Origin of the sequence: Daejeonella sp., from assembly GCF_049655485.1 — a bacterium.
GTDB lineage: Bacteria > Bacteroidota > Bacteroidia > Sphingobacteriales > Sphingobacteriaceae > Daejeonella.
Window position 1 is genome coordinate 1 of record NZ_JBASJU010000421.1, and the last position, 19,346, is coordinate 19,346.

A 19,346-nucleotide genomic window follows, 5' to 3' on the forward strand; every position below is an offset into this window, starting at 1 on the left:
ATATAAATATACATCAGCCAAAACAGCCTTAGCAATAAGTTTAGATGGCTTTCCAAGTAATGGAGCGTTATCAGGAAGATTAGTTTCTGCAAATTTAAGATCACTCACAATCAACTTATATACTTCATCTTTGGTACTTTTTGCTACACCACTTGTTTTATCCATGTTAAGCTCAGTATATAATGGCACTCCACCCCAGGATTTTACCAATTGGAAATAAATAAATGCACGCATAAATCTAGCTTCTCCGATATATCCGCTCTTTGCCGCTGCCGTTAATTCTTTACCATTTGGAGCATTTTTAATTACAAGATTTGCATTTCTTATACCTAAAAACAGATTGTCCCATATTGGAACAATATTATTTGCAGGAACAGCATCCAGACCTTGCATTGTTTTGTGTCCATCAAAATTGGTAGCACCCACTAAACCTGCACCCCACTCCGTTTGACATTCAATCGCTCCAATCATCCAACTTGCCAATTGGCCTCTAATTGGGGTATAAATTGAGGCAAGGGCTGCTTCAACCTGACCATTTGTATTATAAAAATCCTCTACAACTAAAGTTTTAGGATTTTCTGTTAATATATCTTTCTTACAGGAAATGAAGAGAGAAAATATTAATACCGTTACTATCACATTTATCTTTTTCATTTTTACACTTTTACAAATCTGATTTCTATTAAAAATTAATTCTCAATCCACCGGTAATCGACTTGGTGTTTGGATAACTGGCGTAATCAATTCCTTGATCTAATGAATTACCGCCACCGCGAGTATTTACATCTGGATCTAACCAGGAATATTTACTTAGAGTAATTAAATTTTGGCCGCTAAAATAGATTGAGGCGTTCCTTAGTCCAAAGCCCTTAATTTTTGACAACGTATACGCCAATTCTATATTTCGAAGTCTTAAATATGAACCGTCCTCAACGTATCGATTTGAAAACAATAATGGATTAGCTGCATTTGCAGGAAGTGGTGCAGGATACTTCGCATCCGTATTTTGCGGAGTCCAATAATTTCCCACAACATCCTTCAATTTATTTGTACCATTAGTATTATCGATATTATATGCAACAGAACTCATGTTTATAACACTATTACCGTGGGAACCAACTGTAAACAATGACAATGAGAAGTTCTTATAAGCCATGTTAGAGTTTATTCCATAAATAAACTTTGCATTCGGATCTCCGATTTGAACCTTATCTTTCAAATCGATTTTACCATCAGAATTTTGATCGACGTATTTAATATACCCATTGGGTTTATAACCGTCTTCCTGATATCCGTATATAATACCCAGTGGCTGGCCTTCTCGATAGGTGTTACCAAAATCAGTAAACCTGATCATTTGTAAAAGTCCGGCTTGTATATCTACACCGCCGTATAGTTTAATAACTTTTGAGCGATTAAATGTGATGTTTCCATCCAAATCCCACTTGAAATTATCTGAATTAAAAATATTGGCACCTGCTCCAAATTCGAAACCCTTATTCCCTATTACTCCAATATTTCTAAGAGAATTTTGATAGCCTGAAGAACGCGGAAGCTGCACCATATTAAGCAGGTCGCTGGTTTTCTTGGAATAATAATCTGCTGTAAATGTGAAACGATCATTCAATAATGATACTTCCAATCCAATATTAGTCTGCTCTGTTGTTTCCCATTTCAAATCTGCAGCTAATCTGGATGTTGGGGACATGGTAGTATACAATCCAGTGCCAAAAACTGTGGAACCTGCACTTAATTGATTTAACGTAGAATATGGAGCTATGGCTTGGCTCCCCGCTCTTCCCCAACTAGCTTTAAGCTTTAAGTCACTAATAGGCGTTTTATCGAAATCCATAAAATTCTCTTCCGATATTCTCCATGCAAAAGCTGCGGAAGGGAAGTATCCCCATTTATTGCCTTCTGAATAAACAGAGGATCCGTCGGCACGATAACTAACAGTAAACAGGTAGCGATTATCATAACCATAGTTAACTCTTCCAAGTCCTGACAATAAAGTTGCGTCAGTTAATGATGAATTAGGAATTCCAGGAAGCCCGGCAGCAGCAAGTGACCATGACTCAGTTACGTCAGTTAAAAAGTTTCTACCTCCTGCGGAAACACTTGTATTATTAAAACTCTGGTATGTTCCACCAGCTATGGCCGACACAGAATGTTTTCCATTAAAAGTTTTATTATAACTTAAAATATTTTCATTCAGAAGACTCGTATATTCTGTTGAATTCAGGGATGCAACTCCATCTTTTACACTTTGGAATTTTTTAGTCTGATAAAAATCGACCAGGCCATTCCTGCTTTCAATACCGCCCGAAACTTTCAAACTTAAACCTTCGATTATTCTATAGGTAAATGAACCGTTTGCGAGAACGTTATTCTGTTTTAGAATGTTTTTAGTTTCATTAATAAAATTCAAGGGATTCCAAAGTGCCTCTGATACTCTTGGGTCTAATAATACTGGTTCCGCTAGAGTACCGTCCGCATTATAAACCGGGAGATAAGAAGGTATTCCATATGCTCTTCCTATAAGTGAAGTACCAAATCTTCCTTGTTCGGATGATTGTCGTGCACTATTGTTTTTCGATAAAGCTAAAGTAAGATCAACACTGAATTTTTTACTGATATTGTGATGCAGATTACTATTTAGAGAATGACGTTTGTAATCACTATTCCTTATAATTCCTTGTTGCTCAAATATACCTCCCGTAAGTGAAAACTGTGTTTTTTGATCCCCACCACTTATAACCAGTGTATGGTTTTGTATCGGAGCACGTCTAAAAACAACATCCTGCCAATTTGTACCTTCACCCATTGCGGCAAATTCACTTAATCTTGATCCTGAAAATATTGGTGCTACTCCTTGAGCAGTTTGAATGTAGTTGAAATACTCTGCATACTCCAATGGATTCATCATCTCCATTTTTTTAATCAGTTGCTGAGATCCCAGACTACTATCAAAGCTGACCCTTGTTTCTCCAGCTTTTCCTTTTTTGGTAGTTATTAGAACCACTCCGTTTGATGCACGGGAACCATAAATTGCAACGGCTGAAGCATCTTTCAAAATTTCTATGCTTTCTATACTCGCATTATTTATACTTAAAGCATCATTTACAGGAAATCCATCTATGACATACAAGGGCTCATTATTTCCAACTATTGAATTTGTCCCTCTAATTCGAATACTTACAGGAGCTCCCGGGGATCCATTATTTGCCTTAACCTGCACTCCTGCTGCTCTTCCCGCTAAAGCTTGCATGACGTTCGCTGCTGGTACCGCATTAATATCTTTACTCGAAACAGACGAGACAGAACCTGTAATATCAGATTTTTTAATTGTGCCATACCCAATTACAACTACTTCGTCTAAACTTGCAGCATCTTCCTGCATAGTTACATTGACCGTAGTTCGGCTACTTACTCCAATTTCCTGAGTTATATAACCTATATATGTAAAAACTAAAGTAATATTCCCTTCAGGAGTATTTAAATTGTACTGACCATTCGCATCGGTACTGGCCCCTATGTTTGTACCTTTAATTTTAACACTGACGCCTATTAAGGGTTGTCCAGTTGGATCCGTAACTTTACCGGTAACCACAATTGCCGGTTGTTTTTTATCGTAGCCTTTCTCCGCAAAAGAAATACTTGTTAATAGCAGTCCAAGAATAATCTGACACAATGTGTACTTCATTATCTTACGCCAGTAAAAATGATTTTGTAAATAAATTTTCATAAATATTTTCCTTTAAATGGGTTAATAAAAACTACAAGTTTGCAAACCACCTGTATTCTGATCATCCGTGTTAACATATCGATCCGTGGATCGCAAACCCTTTCTTTTATAAAAATAACTTACATACGCAAGCCAATCCAATACTTCTTTTTGCATTAATAATACTATTTTTCAGAAATGCTATAAGTGAAGGCTAAAAGACCACCAAATCACCATAACTAGCTATATTTAAGCTTTTTATCGTCTAAAAAATTTTAACTTCTTAGAAAGTTCGAAATATTCTATTGGAGGAGAGGTTGCCAGACAGCAGTCTTGATTAGAAGTGCAATGAATAGAACGACTAAAAGCGGAAAATTTAATCTATAATTTGAATTTTCAGAAAGTGTTGACGTCAAAAGAAAAACAAAAGATAAAGGCTTTAGTTACTTACTTACTGAATGAATGATCAAAAAAGAGTAGAGAATTGGAATTAATTTGCACACTACTTATGGTAGACTTTCATCTTCTAGTTTCGATTAACAGGTTATCATCCTGTCTCTTGCAACAACTTTCCAATTGATGCTGCTTTCTGCGTCTTTCACAAGGAAAATATCTTCGTAAAGGGCAACCGTAGGACAAATATGGACAGGTAGGGCGTAAAACAGGTCCCCTATTTTAAGGCCATGGTCTTTCTCAACAGATATTACCATATGTTCCTCACTATGGCTCAAAGGCTTAAAACTGGGATGGTTTAAAAAGTAAACCCTATTCTGGAGGTCATTTTCAGATGCGATGGCCTTGAAACCGAGATCAATACATATCTTATTCACGTGCGGGAGAGACACAACCCGTGTAAGGACTAATGCCGCATAAAGAAAATCCTGTTCTGGCAAAGTGTCTTGGTAGCCTTTATCCCAGAAGACGAAAGTCCCGGGGCAGCATTCTACATTCTCTTTTTTTGAGTGAATTGTAAACGTTGGTGTTCCACCCGCTACCAGCAAGGGAAGCCCGTTCCCCTCCTCCATAATTTTTCTTCTAAGCAGTTCAACCTGATGAAAATCTCTATCGCATTGGGCTGTACGTTCAGTGATATCAGACACTCTGATATGGCCATCATATGCGTGAAATCCTTTAAACTTAACTCCAGTCAATGATCGGATAGCATGGTATAAATCATAAGCGTATTCTGGCTTAATACCAGTACGATCCATTCCGACATTCAAGTCAATGTAAACCTGCAATGGTACCCTATTTTCTGCTCTTTCAACACCGGAAATTAAATCAGAAAACCACCTTGCTGAGTCTATATTGTCAACAAGGCAGGAATATTGTGTACCCGGATATTTCCTGATAAGTTTCAGGAGCCGGAGGAATTTGGTTTTTACCGGCTGATAGGCGAGAATTACATCTTCTGCCCCAGCCATACCCAGCATTTCTGCCTCGGCTATCGTAGCGGCCTTAAATTTCTTTATTCCGAAGTCCAGCATCATCGTGCATACTTCTCTTATTTTAATGGTTTTGACATGCGGACGGAGCTGTTGAGGTAGTTCCACCAAAGTGAGGACTTTTCGAATATTATCCATGACACGGTCCTTGTAAACAAGAAGTGCTGGAGAGTCAATATCGTCCACATTTTTTACCGTGTACCAGTCCATATAAAAGGGTTTATGCCCAGGCTTTCCTTAAAAACCTAAGCCAGTTCTTATAAAATATGTTCTCAATATCTTCATTTGAATAACCTCTTTTAGCAAGCATGCCTTGCAATTTCTGGAGATCTGAAATGTCTTCAAGATCATAGGGTGATTGTTCTTTACCATATCCCCCATCCAGGTCGCTGCCAATTGCAACATTCAGGCTATTGCCGGCCAGCTGGCAAATATGATCATAGTGATCAATAATAAGTTCCAGATGCACCCCTCTCCCTTTGGGGTCATCCTTACCCCGCTCCCAGTTATCTGTAAGCATCCAGGTATCAAAAGCCCCCCCGATTACGGCATCACGTTCAATTAACACTTTTATTTGCTCTTCGTTTATCTGCCTTGTATGATTTACTAGTTTCCGACAGTTATGATGACTTGCCCATATGGGCCCTTTATACAGTGAGGTTGCCTCGTCAAATCCTTTATCAGTGAGATGTGTAACGTCGAGAATCATGTTCAGGCGATCCATTTCTGCAATAAGCTCTCTTCCGGATACAGTGAGCCCTTCTGTCCTGCCTGTTCCTGCTGCATATCTACCCGGGCCATAATGGGCAGGCCCACAAGCACGGAGACCGTAGCTATAAGCTTTTTCAAGATAAGAAATATTAACAAGTGAATCCGCACCTTCCAGGCTTAGGATATATCCCACTGGCTTATTCTCATCAGGAATTGCCGTGTCAAACCAGAGTGCAAGGTGTTCTTCTAGCTGGATCAAATTGACTATCTGTGTCATTTGGCCCTGATCTTCCATAGCCCGGTACCAGGCGAGTTGGGCCTGTGAAATGCCCCATGCAATCTCGGGTGAATTCCAGCCGGGAATTAGGCTTCCTGCTTCCACATAGCGGGCAATCTGGGTGGCTACAACCAATCCGATTTTCCCTTTTCGTAATTCAGGTAATGCCACTGTCCCTAAGCTCCGATCTAATTTATCTGTCATTCCCTTTTCAATATCCCGTATCTCATAGACAGATCTTTTAAGATCCCGGTTCCATTCAATCGCATTCATAGACAGATCGAGATGGCAATCAAAAATAAATATCGGTTGATCCGTCATCTTAACACTTATTATTACTTACCCGGACGAAAAGCAATCGCATCTATTTCCACTTTAATCCCATGCCCTAAAACTGACTGTACTGTAGTCCTGGCCGGTTTAACTTTGGTGAAATAGCTTGCATAAACTACATTGTAGCGATCGAAATCACGTATATCGCTCAAGTGAACAGTACATTTCACAATGTCGTCCAAAGTAAAACCTGCAGCTTCGCAAATGCGCTTTACATTGTGAAGAGTCCGGTGTGTTTCTTCTTCGATAGTGCCCAACTCAAACTTACTTGTTGTAAAATCCACTGCAGCCTGGCCACTGACAAATAACCAGTCATTTGCTACCATCACACCGGCAGAATACGCGCCTGTACTAAAGGTCTTATCTGCTTTGTCGGGATGGTGAATTTCTATTTTTTCCATGATTATGTTTTAAATTATAATTAACTGAACTCGATAGACCCGAAAAATTCCGGGCGGTGAAAATCGGGTGCTTCTGTTTCAATTTCATTCCAGGCCAGAAAATGTGGTTGAAGTAGATCATCACCACATTTATACACATTAGCCCTTGCTCGTTTATTTTTCAACGTCTTTATTTGATGAAAGTGAAAAACATCTAACGGAATCTCTAATGTAAGTTCCCATGAAATATTAGCCTCAGGGCAATTCGAAGGCTTTAAAACCGACTGATAACGAATACGACCTATTAGTTCATCTGATAATTGAAGCCTTTCATTTCTTTCCTTGCCGAATCCAAGCAGACAAGTACCTGCACAATTAAACTCAAAATTGTAGTATTCCTTTTCATCCTCAAATGAAATGAAGAGCTCTACACAACTGTCTTTGTAAACAGGATCATTAGGTTTCGCATAGATCGCTTTTACCTCTTTTTCGCTAACGAAAAATTTGAGCAATAAAGCATAATCTGAATATCCGATTGCGAATTCTACTTCAGGCTTATAGCTGTAGGCTTTCCATGGCACAAAAGAAATACTGTGTCTTTGAACAGCATCCAGTTGACCCGATGTTTCGGTCAACACGGTCTTTTCATTGGTCTTTAAAAATGGAACAACCAGATGTTTCTGTTCAATCATTTCAAATAGTTCTAATTCGTTTTATCAACCTCTTTTGCCTTAAGTCTTCTTTTTACAATATCTGCAGGATATTTCAGGGCTAGCTTTCTTATTTCATAAGTAAAATCGGCAAAAGTCTCTTCCAACATTTTGGCTTCCTCGGGAGTATAGTTGTAAAACCCATGGCCATTGCTAACACCTTTCCCCCCAGCTTTTACGATATCGTCGATTAATTTGGGCATCCCCGTATTATTACAAAGGGTTGGATTTAGGTCTTTCATAACATTATGATATGCGGGCACGCCAGTTAAATCCATCCAGCCGAAGACACCAACAAATGTCATCCAGTATCCTGTATTGTTGCGACACGCCCGGTCTACATCTTCAACAGTGGCATACCCATTCTCGACTAGATAAAATGCCTCGCGATACATAGCATACATCAATCGGTTAGTAATAAATCCACGTATGTCCTTTCTAACCAACGTTGGTTCTTTTCCCCAGAAATTCGAAAGTTCATACAAATACTCGCCTTTAGCAATATCACTTAATTCTCCGCATATCACTTCCAGAAATCGCGTTGTATGGGAAGGTTCCGCCCAATGCAAACCGAAAAAGCGTTCAGGATGTAAAGTGAGCTTCTGCAGAATACTGATAGGAATTGCTGAAGTATTACTGGCCAGAATTGCATCATTAGCTATAACAGATTCTACCTTGGAGTAGACTACCTTTTTGATTTCCTGATCTTCGAGAGTACACTCAATAACCAATTGGCATAGTTTAAGAAGAGAATAGTCTTCCGAAATTCGCAAGTTCTTTAGATAGAAATCCGGATCTTCATTTATCATACCCTCTTCCTTCGCTTTCTTGAAGTGAGCTCGAATTCGGCTTTCTGCATGGTCCATGTCAATGCTTATGGGGGCTATGGCTACAACAGGGTGGCCGGCCATCAGAAGACATGTCGTTATACTACAGCCCATAAGACCCAGGCCAACAACTCCAACTGGAATTTCATTCGTTTTAATAGACATATTTGGAGAATAAGTTAAAGAATCAGTTCCGATTTAGGTAAAGTATACAACCTTACCTGTCCTAACGGATTCGTCACAGGCAAAGGCAATGCGCAAGCTGTTTACTGCGTCTTCGCCATGAGCGCTCAGGTCTAAATCATCATTAATGGATTTTAGAAAATACCTCTGCTCACGATTACAAAGCTCCTGGTGATCAGGTTCGTCTTCAAGATTTATCCAGGTATCCGCTCTGGCAAATTTTTCATCTTTATCCAGATCGGCATGATGAAAACGTATGGATTCTGTTTTTGTATGAGATTCAATAGAGGAAGATTTCCCCTCTCCCCCGGCGTCTTTTGCGACGATTGATACCGAACCTTTAGGACCGAAGACATCCTTCACAAAAAATGCTGTTTCACTAACCATAGGACCCCAACCTGCCTCATACCAGCCCACAGATCCATCTTCGAAACGTATTTGCAACTGGCCATAGTTATAATTCCCCGCTGGAATCTCTTCAGTTAACCTCGCCCCAATCGCATACACCTGCGTCGGTTTAGACCGTGTCATCTGACACATAACATCTATATAATGCACGCCGCAATCTACAATTGGACTGAGTGAACCCATCAAATTACGGTGCAAGGTCCACATTGCTCCATCGCTTTGCTGATTGAGATTCATTCTCATTACAAGCGGCTTACCTAACTGCCCGCTTAATTCAATAAACTTCTCCCAGGAAGGATGGTGCCTTAAGATATACCCAACTACTAATTTCTTATTTGCCTTTTTTGACGCAGCGACGACCCGTTCAGCACCCTCAACAGAGTCTGCAACGGGTTTCTCTATAAAGACGTGACAACGATTCTCAAAAGCTTTTACAGCATAACTTTCGTGTGTATCTGGATAAGTGGAAATGCAAACAGCATCAGGTTTAGTTTCACTTATTGCCTTATCCACATCGTCGAATAATGGGTATTTACCTCCTAGCTTGTCGTTTAATTTTTCCTTTGATTTTCCTTTTGAAACTAGTCCACAGATCTCAAATCTGGTCAGGGTGTGATAAGCAATTGCATGAGACGAGCCCATATTCCCGCATCCTACTACGAGGACTCGTAAAGATTTTGATTGATTTTCCATAATTTACTTATTCATATTTTCACTTAGGTAATTCGAGTAATTATGGGAGCTGCTGAATCTTTATATTTCTCCATCTAACTTTAATACCTCCACCTGAATGGATTTGTAGGGCAATTGATCCCTCGCCTTTACCGATTAGTTCATCTTTAAGATAAACCATCTGTTTACCGTTTAGCCAAGTGGTTACTTCATCGTTCCGTGCTTCGATTATCATTTTATTCCAGTCATCCGGTTTAAGAACTTTTTCATCTTCCGGATCAGGTTTTATTAACCAGTTACGTCCGTATGATTCGTAGATTCCTCCAGTAAAAAGCCCTGGAGGCGCAACCTCTACTTGCCAACCGTTGACCCGGGTTCCTGTAATGTTAGAACGTATAAAAACACCGCTATTCCCATTAGCTTCTTGTTTAAATTCAACTGACAAAATGAAATTCTTATAATTTTTATCTGTAGCTAGGTAACCATATCCTTTGTCAGGCCCGCTTTCAGAGATGAGCTCTCCGTTTTGAACATACCATTTTTCAGTGCCGTGAATTTTCCAGCCGGAAAGATCGTTGTTATTAAAAAGGGGTGAAAACTTTGGCGAACAACCAATCGTGAACAGGAGTAGAATAATGCAGTAACCCAATATAGATTTGATCATCTTTTTAAATTTTTAAATACATTCAAAAATACTTTTAAGGCCTAGATTCGAATGATACTTTTAGTTATATTATTAATACAATTTTTAGAGAGCGTTACTCCGAATTTGTGTAAGGTCCTACATACTAGCTGCCATTCAAATCATCATGGCAATTCAGCATTTTCCTGTTTACGACCCGCGATTACTGCTGACACTGTAGCCTTCGACGGATTTCGGAAAAATATCATGAAGACAACCAATACTGCCAATGCACCCCATGCAGGATAAATCCAGATCCCCTGCCAGTCGTGTTGTATACTCCCCGTTGCATCTGCAAGAGTGTGCGATGCTTGAGAAATCCCTGCAAGATGGGTGCCCACGAACGCCCCCAAACCCCAAAGTATAAAGGCTATAAGTCCTTGGGCAGCGCCGCGTATCCTTTCATTCGCTTCTTCATCTACATACAGCTGCCCTGCAATGAAAAGGAAGTCATAACACATTCCATGTAATAAAATTGCACCAAAGACCAACGTTGTTTGAAAAGTTGCAGAATCAACACTTCCCGCCAGCATAAAATAACGTACGGCCCAGCCTAGAATACCGATAAAAATGGTCTTCTTATAACCGAATGTCCTCAGCATCAAAGGCAATAAGATCAGGAACAGAATATCAGATACTTGGGCCAGAGACATTTTTGCGGCAGAAAAGGTCCATCCCAGTTCAGTTACGTATAAGTTCATATTCACGAAGTAGAAGTATAAAGGAATACAAATAAGAAACATGCAAGCGATGAAGATTGCGAAGGAAGGCTTTTTCAAAAGTGCAAGGGCATCGAGACCGAGGATTTCCCCGAGTTTAACATCCTTGCCGATCTTCAACGGCGGAGTGTGCGGCAGCGTAAGTGAGAAAAGACCAAATAGTATGGAGACTGTTCCCGCAACATAAAATTGAACAGCAGATTGTTCGCCTTCGAAAATGAAACTAAGCATAAGCCCAGCTGCAATCCAACCTACGGCTGAAAGGGTTTTAACCAGAGGGAAATCTCTTTTAGGATTGGTGAGGTGATGTAACGATATCGAATTCCCCAATGCAAGAGTAGGCACAAAGGTGGCACAATAAATAATCAACATGGGATAGAACGAGCTAAACTCAGTTAGTCCGGGTAGAATAAATAATAATAGGCCACCCAAAATTCCAAGAAAAGCAAGGAGCTTTTCCGATGCAAAATATCTATCGGCAATCAATCCGACAAAAAAGGGAGAGATCATTGCGCCGATAGCAAAAGCACCATAAGCAAGACCAATCTGCTCACCATTAAATAACAAAACCTTGTTAAGGTAAGTTCCCATACTTACGTACCACGAACCCCAAATAACATATTGAAGGAACATGAAAACTGCCAATTTGATTCTTATTTGTGTTTGCACCATCTATTTTAAAAATTTAATTAGTTGAATTATCCGTTTCCCCAAACCAGGATTGACATCTTACTTTTTTAGTGATTCTACTTAGTTAAGTGTAAAATAATCAGAGGTGTATATCAAAAATATCGCAGTTGACTTCTTTAAACTGCTACTATTATATATATTTATGATACTATTTTTCTGAAAACACTTTTGCACAACATTTTTCATAAATTAGATATGAGTTCTTAACTGATAATCATTCTTATGAAAGCTATCGAGTGCCATTTGCCGCAAGAATTTGATAAATCCTTTATCGTTTTCAAGGAAGAGGGACGTTTTTTCCCCTGCCCGTGGCATTTTCATTCAGAATACGAGCTCGTATTAGTAAATAAAAGCACTGGTGTTAGGATGGTTGGGGATCACGTTGGTTACTTTGGAGAGGGAGATTTAGTTTTTATCGGGACAAAGGTTCCGCATTTGTGGATTAACGATCCTGAATATATAGATGGTAAGGTCAGCGAATCTGCTCAAGCAATCGTCATTCATTTTCGCGAAGATTTTCTGGGTGAGAACTTTTTTGACATTCCAGAGATGAGCTCTTTAAAGACTTTCTTGACATTATCACAGCACGGTTTGGTAATCAAGGGTGTTACCAGATTACGGATAGCCTCAATAATGAACAAGATGCTTTTAATGAATGGTATACAAAGACTATCGTCGCTATTTACCATATTTGATCTACTTTGTAGCACATCCGAGTACGACCTACTAGCTAGTCCCGGTTATTTAGACGCTGGTCCCACAGACTGTTCAGATAGGTTCAGCAAGGTTAATTCTTACATAATGGATAATTTTGATAAGGAAATTACTCTTAAAGAAGCAGCTTCAGTTGCAAATATGGCCCTTAGCACGTTTTGCACGTTTTTCAAGGTGCATTACCGAGTTACCTTCGTGGAGTACTTAAATATTGTTCGCATAGGACATGCCTGTAGATATTTAAGTGAGCTGGATAAAAATGTAGTTGAGATTGCATATCAGTGTGGTTTCAATAATTTAGCTAATTTCAACAGACAATTTAAGAAGATTAAAAAGATGACCCCCAGTGAATACCGGAGGACAGCGAATGTTAACGTACCGCAAACAGGTGTTTTAGGACGTGTGAACGTAGGACATTAGGTTAAGAATGGATTTTATTTTCGAACAGAATTCCCCTTTTTCAAGATTGTATAAAGCCTTTATTTTCACCCAGTGACGATTTGTGATTAATCTACCCCCGATTTCTCCTGCAACCACCTTTCCATCCCTTCCCTCTGCTCCGGAAACTGCCAGTGCCCTGTCTCTAAAAATAACTTCAACGTTTTCGGCGCAGTAATCACATTGTATGCCGCATGCATCGAGGTTGGCGGGCAGGTTTCATCATTGAAGCCCCAGCTATACATTCCCGGAACTTTGACCAGGCGGGCGAAATTGACGACATCATAATATCCCGTAGTCCTGATCTTGTCCTTCGTACTCAGCGCATCAACATTATCCTTATTAAACATATGCGGCCATCCGCCAGCACGTCCGACCATAAAGCCGGTAAGGTCGCTTAAAGCTGGGTAGTAAGCGCCGAGGAATTTCACCCTTGGATCAAGCGCAGCAGTAACAATCGATAATGCCCCGCCCTGGCTGCCACCCGTTACCCCGAGGTTGACACCATCAAACTGAGGCAGGCTGGTCAGGAAATCGTTAGCCCGGACGCAGCCCATATACACCCGTTTATAGTAAAATCGATCCGGGTCTTCAAGATTAAATGTCTGGTAGCCGGACAGTGCTCCACCCGCGAGGTTTGCGTACTGGCTAAGATCCATATTAACCGGAATCCCATGTATGCCAATTTCCATTGTTATTACCCCTTTCTCCGCTGTCGCAATATCCCCATTGTATGGTCGGATTCCCGCACCGGGAACACGGAGAAGAGCAGGATATTTTCCTTCCTTCTTTGGGACACAAAGTATCCCGTATAATCTTCCCCCCATTCTGAAATTCTGGAGGTTTACATGATAGACGTCGACGCTTCCGGTAGAACGTTCCGGAAGAAAGGTCATTCGGGCATCCATGGGTATCTTTGCCAGGTCAGCCTTTGCCTTATTCCAGAACTGCATGAAATCATCAGGCACTGTTCCGGCAGGTTTGATGTTCTCAGGATCGTAACCTACCGTTGTTAAACCCCTGTACCGCTTGCCGTCCACTTCCGCTGTCACCACACAACGTAAAAATCCAGGATTGGTCATAGAGCCCCCCTCGATCGTGAACTTTCCATCCCTGGCTACTAGTGAATCACTTTTTACAGCCGGCATCCTTTCCGGACCTACTTCATATATAACTTTTACATTCTGCAGCAGATTTCCGGATTGAATGACGCTAACAATAAACCTTGCTTTTTCCCCGGTTCTATAAACCCAGTCAGCGTGATCCGGAGCTACGATAACTTTAACCAGTTGTTCGGCAGGCTGCGCGAAGTTTTCCTGCATTCCTGCTGACAGGAACAATAAGAAGAGTAGAAATTTTAGGTGCTTCATTGATCGTTAAATTTGCATTTAATTTATCAAGAAGCAATATCAGAATTTTATGCATAAAAAAAGGAGACCGATTTACGGTCTCCATTGGTTCAAAAATCATGAACCTGTATATTATTAAGAATACTTTTTGGATTCTTCTAAAATACCATTAGCCTTTTGGCTGATGTATTCAGATGCATCTCTGCCAGCAGATGCCATTCTTGATCCTTGCTCAGACTCAAGAAATTTTTCCGACAAATCTTTCACTGTGTTAAGTAATGTTAACCAGTGCTGCTTTCCGTTCTCATTGTTCATAAGATAGTAGGTTGCAGCTCCTGCGGCAACTCCCGCTAAAATCGCGAATGCGAAATTTGAATTCTTGTTATTTTCCATCTGTTTTACAATTTAGTTTCTGTTTGTATAACTATCCTGATCCCGGAGTGTTTGATTCATCATCCCAAAAATCACGACGGCCATACTATATCTCTCAAATAAATAACCAATATCCTGCCAAAGTGATCGTAGTGAAGTGGAAATTTTAAAAGATTGGCTCATCGAACACATGCGACCCCTTCAGGGTCGGGAAAGCAGCACAACCTCCATTCTATAAACATGCGACCCCTTCAGGGGCGGGAAAGCGGAAAAACTACAAGTCTGCAATCCGTGAGGTCCCTCCCTGCGGTCGGGATGACGGGTGATTTGGTGTGAAGAATGGAGATTTCTCCGGGCTTTAGGGGAGGGCTAAATATGATAGCTATTGCGCCCGTCGAAATAATCTACCATTAAATAGAAAGGTATTTCGACGAGCGATGTAGCCTATTAAATTAATCGTGTAAGTTTTGCGAGGAGAAATCTCCATTTCCTAAAAAAAGTAAATCGTCATCCCGACCGCAGGGAGGGACCTTCAGGCTATATACGGAAGAATATCTTATTTCCCCCTTGTCATGATATACATGAACATGATCCCTGCAATGACCATAAAAGCTAGCACCATCAGGCCAATTTTTCCCTTTCGTTTATCCTCCTTCATCAGCCAGATTAAAAAACCAACCAGAGGAATGAGAAAAATAAGAAAGAAGATAATACTCGGAGTACTAAGCATAATATAAAGACCTGATTTATTCGATAAAGGTATTAAAATTAAAAATACATCCTTGCCAGGGGCGCTATATCCTGTCCCACAAATTCCTTCTTCAAATATTTATAATACCCAGCAATCGCGATCATCGCCGCATTATCAGTGCAATATTGAAACTGAGGGATGAAAACCTCCCAACCTAACTCTACAGCTGTACTATTCAACGCATCCCTTAAACCAGAATTAGCCGAAACACCGCCCGCAATTGCCACCCGGTTAATCTTATATTCTGCTGCAGCCTTCTTCAATTTATTAAGTAGGATCGTGACGATCCTTTCCTGTACCGAAGCACAGATGTCGTTCATATTATTCGCAAGAAAATCAGGATCCTTTTTAACCTGATCCCTGACAAAATACATAATGGAGGTCTTTAAACCACTGAAACTAAAATCGAGCCCCGGGATTTGAGGTTCAGGAAACTTATACGCATTGGGATTACCCAGCTTAGCATATTTATCAATCAGTGGTCCACCCGGATAAGGCAGCCCCAGTATTTTAGCAGTCTTGTCGAATGCCTCTCCCGCCGCATCATCTGTCGTCTCTCCGATCACCTCCATATCAAAATAATCGCGTACAAGCACAATCTGGGTATGCCCGCCTGAAACAGTGAGACATAAGAAGGGAAATTCGGGTTTATCATCAATAAAATGCGCAAGGATATGGGCCTGCATATGGTTAACCTCTATAAGCGGAAGATTATTAGCCAGGGCGAAAGCATTTGAAAATGAGGTGCCTACCAGCAAAGAGCCTAATAATCCGGGGCCGCGCGTAAAAGCTACAGCATCAATGTCATTTTTATGTATTTTTGCTTTGGATATCGCTTCCTGAACTGCGGGAACAATATTTTGCTGATGAACCCGCGATGCAAGTTCAGGCACCACACCTCCATAATTTTGGTGGACGAGCTGATTAGCAATTATATTTGATGCTATAAGCCCATCAATGCAAATTGATGCAGACGTATCATCGCAGGAGGATTCTATGCCAAGTATAGTTGCCAAAACTATTATAGTTTATTAAACGTTATCTGATTAAAATACAAAAGTATCAAAAAAGCACTAAAAATAACTCTCTGGATACTCGCAAGTCTGTTGTTGCTGGTGGCCGCCTTAATATTCTCTCTCCAGTTTAAAACAGTACAGACATTTGTTGCTAAAAAAGCCGCGAAATATCTGTCGGAAGAACTGCAGACCAGAGTAGAGGTAGGGAGCTTACATTTTAAACCTTTCAAATCTCTGGTACTTGACAGCCTGTATATTGAAGACAGGGAACAAGACACCCTCCTGTTTTCCCCAAGGCTAACCGTCGACCTGAACCTGGTTTCTCTAAAATTAAGAAAGATATCGGTCAACACCATCCAGATGGATAATGGCAAGTTCCATTTAAAACAATACCGGGATTCTGCCACCAATGTGGAGTTCATAATTAATTACTTTGATACCGGCGACCCTACCCCCACCAAAAAACCACGCAGGCCTTATGATGTGACAATTGACAAAATAGTCCTGAATAATATCGCTTTTAAATACCAGAACTTCAATAATACGGACCCGGTAAAAGGAGTAAATTTCAATGATATCGCGCTTCGCAATCTTAGCACGACCATTCTTAATCTGGATACCAAGAATCACCTGGTTAAAGCAGGATTTAGAAACCTCACTCTTCGTGATAAAAGCGGTTTTTATTTAAAAAACCTGACTACCAATGCGACAATAGACACGAACCAGATGGAGTTCAAGGATCTCTTACTAGAGACGTCTACGAGCAGGCTGTCGGATTATCTATTAATGAAATATGACAACTTCAAAGACTTCGGGAAATTTATCAGCGAAGTCGAACTGAAAGTAAATTTCAAAGACTCAAGAATAAACAGCTCCGATGTAGCGTACTTTGCACCGCAGCTTGCCAAGTCAAATGTTATCCTTGATTTAGACGGACAAGCAACAGGCTTTATCAACGACATGAAGGCAAAGAATTTTGCCGTAAGGAGCGGACAAGCCACCTATCTAAAAGGAGATTTTAATATAAAAGGCCTTCCAGATATAAAGAACACCATGCTGGATCTTAAAATAGACCAGTTTTCCACGAACAAGAAGGATCTCGACTTGATCATCGCCAGAGCCACCGGGTCGAACAAGTCATTGATCCCACCAATCGCATCGAAGTTCGGCAATATTAACTTCAAAGGGCGATTTACAGGCTTCACCAATGATTTCATTGCCTATGGTGAGATTAAAACTAAGCTTGGCCGGGTAGTTACCGACCTCAATATGAAAATCAATGGTAAGGGCTATCCAACATACAGCGGGGTAGTCAAAGCTTATGATTTTAATCTCGGAGAATTACTGGACAGAGCCGACTTGGGCAGGACAACCTTAACGGCAAATATTAGTGGCAGCGGATTTAACTTTAATACCCTACAAGAGCGCGTAAAGGGTGACATTAAGTATTTCGACTACAATGGCTATCGCTACAGCAACATTAATGTCAATGGAAGTTTCATCAACAAACTTTTCCAGGGAATCATAAAGATCAACGACAGAAATATCAAACTTGATTTCGACGGAAGCATCGACCTGAAACCACAGCTTCCTATCTTTAACTTTACCGCCTCCATCCGGGGAGCCAACCTCCATAAATTAAATTTCACAAAAGATACCGTCCAGATAGACGCCGACCTGAAAACGAATTTTACGGGTTCTAATCTCGACAATATACAGGGAGCTTTTGCACTCAACGATATACGCCTGACCAATTCAGACAACTCCTTTATCGTTAACGCCGTAAACCTCCGGGCTATCGGCATCGGCACGAACCGGGAATTGAAGATCGAATCTGATATACTGGATGCCAGTATAAAGGGTCAGTATGATTTAAGGACATTCCCTGACTACTTTAAGTCCGTAGCCAGCCAGTACATCCCTTCATTAAGGTTGAAATATGCAAAACCAGGACTTCAAAACTTTGAATTCAGCCTCAAAATAAAATACTTCGAACCCCTCAGCCTGCTGCTGATGCCTGCTTTGAAAATCCCGGAAGGAGCTAATTTCAACGGGAAGTTTGTTTCATCCGAAAATATTGCCAATCTGAACGGTTTTGCAGAGCTTATTCAATATAATAAATTCAAGATCAACAACCTGATTATTGATGAGAGTACCTCGGCGGATGCAATGAACGTATTTATAACATCGGACAGGATTGACCTCACCGACAGCCTTTATATCAAGAATATTAACATTGCCAATATCCTCCGGAACGACAGCCTGAACCTGAATATAAAACTGTCAGATAAAAATGCGATGAATCAGCTGGATTTGAACTCCCTTGTTGAATTCAGAGATACAGGTGATGAAATGATCCGTTTGAGTGTTCTACCTTCAGATGTGATCATCAACAATGAGGTTTGGAAGATTCAGGAAAAAGTAAGTTTTGCCTTTGATGAAGGACGCGGGGCCAATGATAATTTCAATCTGTTCAGAAGGACAAAAATTACAGGCTTCGAGCTGTTCCGGGATAATCAGATGCTGACTATAGACGGTATCATCTCTAAAGACCCCGCTGATGAGCTGCTCATTGGCTTCAATAAATTCAAGCTGACTACCTTTAATGCCCTGACCCAGGCATCAGGAATATCCTTAAGAGGTGAACTGAATGGAGATGCCAAATTCGCCGGGATTTTAGACAAGCCGAATGTAGAAGCCGAGATCAAAATTGACACTTTACACTACAATAATGTACTCATTGGCGACCTTGATTTACTTGCCGGATTCGACAACGATACCAGGCTGATCAATGTGGAAATGGACATCGTCAATCAGGGAAAAAAGACTCTTGAAATAGATGGTACATACAATGCTAATAGCGATCAAAACAGTCTTGATTTGAATGTCATGATGGATAACAATGAAGTGGTGATCTTTCAGCCCTTCCTGAAAACCCTCGTGAC

Annotated in this window: 14 protein-coding genes and 1 pseudogene; 2 read left to right on the plus strand and 13 right to left on the minus strand. The window is 40.5% G+C overall.

Features of this window, described 5'->3' with window-relative positions; genetic code table 11:
• The 10 genes from WBJ10_RS16945 to WBJ10_RS16990 all read right to left on the minus strand — a co-directional run.
• The coding region (locus tag WBJ10_RS16945; protein ID WP_424292439.1) for a RagB/SusD family nutrient uptake outer membrane protein at positions 1-654 on the minus strand (654 nt) is incomplete at its 3' end.
• 28 nt (positions 655-682) lie between these two features.
• Positions 683-3,703, minus strand: coding sequence for a SusC/RagA family TonB-linked outer membrane protein (locus tag WBJ10_RS16950; RefSeq protein ID WP_424292441.1), 3,021 nt, complete (start codon positions 3,701-3,703; stop codon positions 683-685).
• 557 nt (positions 3,704-4,260) lie between these two features.
• On the minus strand, positions 4,261-5,379 hold the full coding sequence (locus tag WBJ10_RS16955) for a D-TA family PLP-dependent enzyme (protein WP_424292443.1): 1,119 nt from the start codon (positions 5,377-5,379) through the stop codon (positions 4,261-4,263).
• Positions 5,380-5,389: 10 nt separating this feature from the next.
• Positions 5,390-6,478, minus strand: a complete 1,089-nt coding sequence (locus tag WBJ10_RS16960) for a dipeptidase (protein WP_424292445.1) — start codon at positions 6,476-6,478, stop codon at positions 5,390-5,392.
• Positions 6,479-6,492: 14 nt separating this feature from the next.
• Positions 6,493-6,891 (minus strand): RidA family protein, encoded by a 399-nt coding sequence (locus WBJ10_RS16965; RefSeq protein ID WP_424292447.1) that lies wholly within the window; start codon positions 6,889-6,891, stop codon positions 6,493-6,495.
• 20 nt (positions 6,892-6,911) lie between these two features.
• On the minus strand, positions 6,912-7,562 hold the full coding sequence (locus WBJ10_RS16970; protein ID WP_424292449.1) for a carbohydrate-binding family 9-like protein: 651 nt from the start codon (positions 7,560-7,562) through the stop codon (positions 6,912-6,914).
• Positions 7,563-7,573: 11 nt separating this feature from the next.
• Entirely contained in the window at positions 7,574-8,572 is a 999-nt protein-coding gene (locus WBJ10_RS16975) for a 3-hydroxyacyl-CoA dehydrogenase family protein (RefSeq protein ID WP_424292451.1), read from the minus strand.
• A 33-nt stretch (positions 8,573-8,605) separates the two neighbouring features.
• Complete coding sequence (locus WBJ10_RS16980) at positions 8,606-9,691, minus strand: Gfo/Idh/MocA family protein (RefSeq protein WP_424292453.1); 1,086 nt, start codon at positions 9,689-9,691, stop codon at positions 8,606-8,608.
• A gap of 40 nt (positions 9,692-9,731) precedes the next feature.
• Entirely contained in the window at positions 9,732-10,334 is a 603-nt protein-coding gene (locus WBJ10_RS16985; protein ID WP_424292455.1) for a 3-keto-disaccharide hydrolase, read from the minus strand.
• 143 nt (positions 10,335-10,477) lie between these two features.
• Complete coding sequence (locus WBJ10_RS16990; protein WP_424292457.1) at positions 10,478-11,743, minus strand: MFS transporter; 1,266 nt, start codon at positions 11,741-11,743, stop codon at positions 10,478-10,480.
• A gap of 240 nt (positions 11,744-11,983) precedes the next feature.
• Here WBJ10_RS16990 and WBJ10_RS16995 point away from each other — a divergent pair, with 240 nt between their 5' ends.
• On the plus strand, positions 11,984-12,895 hold the full coding sequence (locus WBJ10_RS16995) for an AraC family transcriptional regulator (protein ID WP_424292459.1): 912 nt from the start codon (positions 11,984-11,986) through the stop codon (positions 12,893-12,895).
• An 86-nt stretch (positions 12,896-12,981) separates the two neighbouring features.
• On the opposite strand, the gene WBJ10_RS17000 is transcribed toward WBJ10_RS16995, so the two are convergent.
• The 3 genes from WBJ10_RS17000 to tsaD all read right to left on the minus strand — a co-directional run bounded on the left by WBJ10_RS17000 (position 12,982) and on the right by tsaD (position 16,401).
• Positions 12,982-14,283, minus strand: coding sequence for an acetylxylan esterase (locus WBJ10_RS17000; RefSeq protein ID WP_424292461.1), 1,302 nt, complete (start codon positions 14,281-14,283; stop codon positions 12,982-12,984).
• Positions 14,284-14,397: 114 nt separating this feature from the next.
• Positions 14,398-14,655 (minus strand): hypothetical protein, encoded by a 258-nt coding sequence (locus WBJ10_RS17005; RefSeq protein ID WP_424292463.1) that lies wholly within the window; start codon positions 14,653-14,655, stop codon positions 14,398-14,400.
• 747 nt (positions 14,656-15,402) lie between these two features.
• Positions 15,403-16,401 carry a tRNA (adenosine(37)-N6)-threonylcarbamoyltransferase complex transferase subunit TsaD gene (gene tsaD, locus WBJ10_RS17010; RefSeq protein ID WP_424292465.1) on the minus strand — a complete coding sequence of 333 codons (999 nt, stop codon included), beginning with the start codon at positions 16,399-16,401 and terminating at the stop codon, positions 15,403-15,405.
• A gap of 99 nt (positions 16,402-16,500) precedes the next feature.
• On the opposite strand from tsaD, the pseudogene WBJ10_RS17015 reads away from it, so the two are divergent.
• A pseudogene (locus WBJ10_RS17015) lies at positions 16,501-19,346 on the plus strand (translocation/assembly module TamB); the annotation flags it as partial.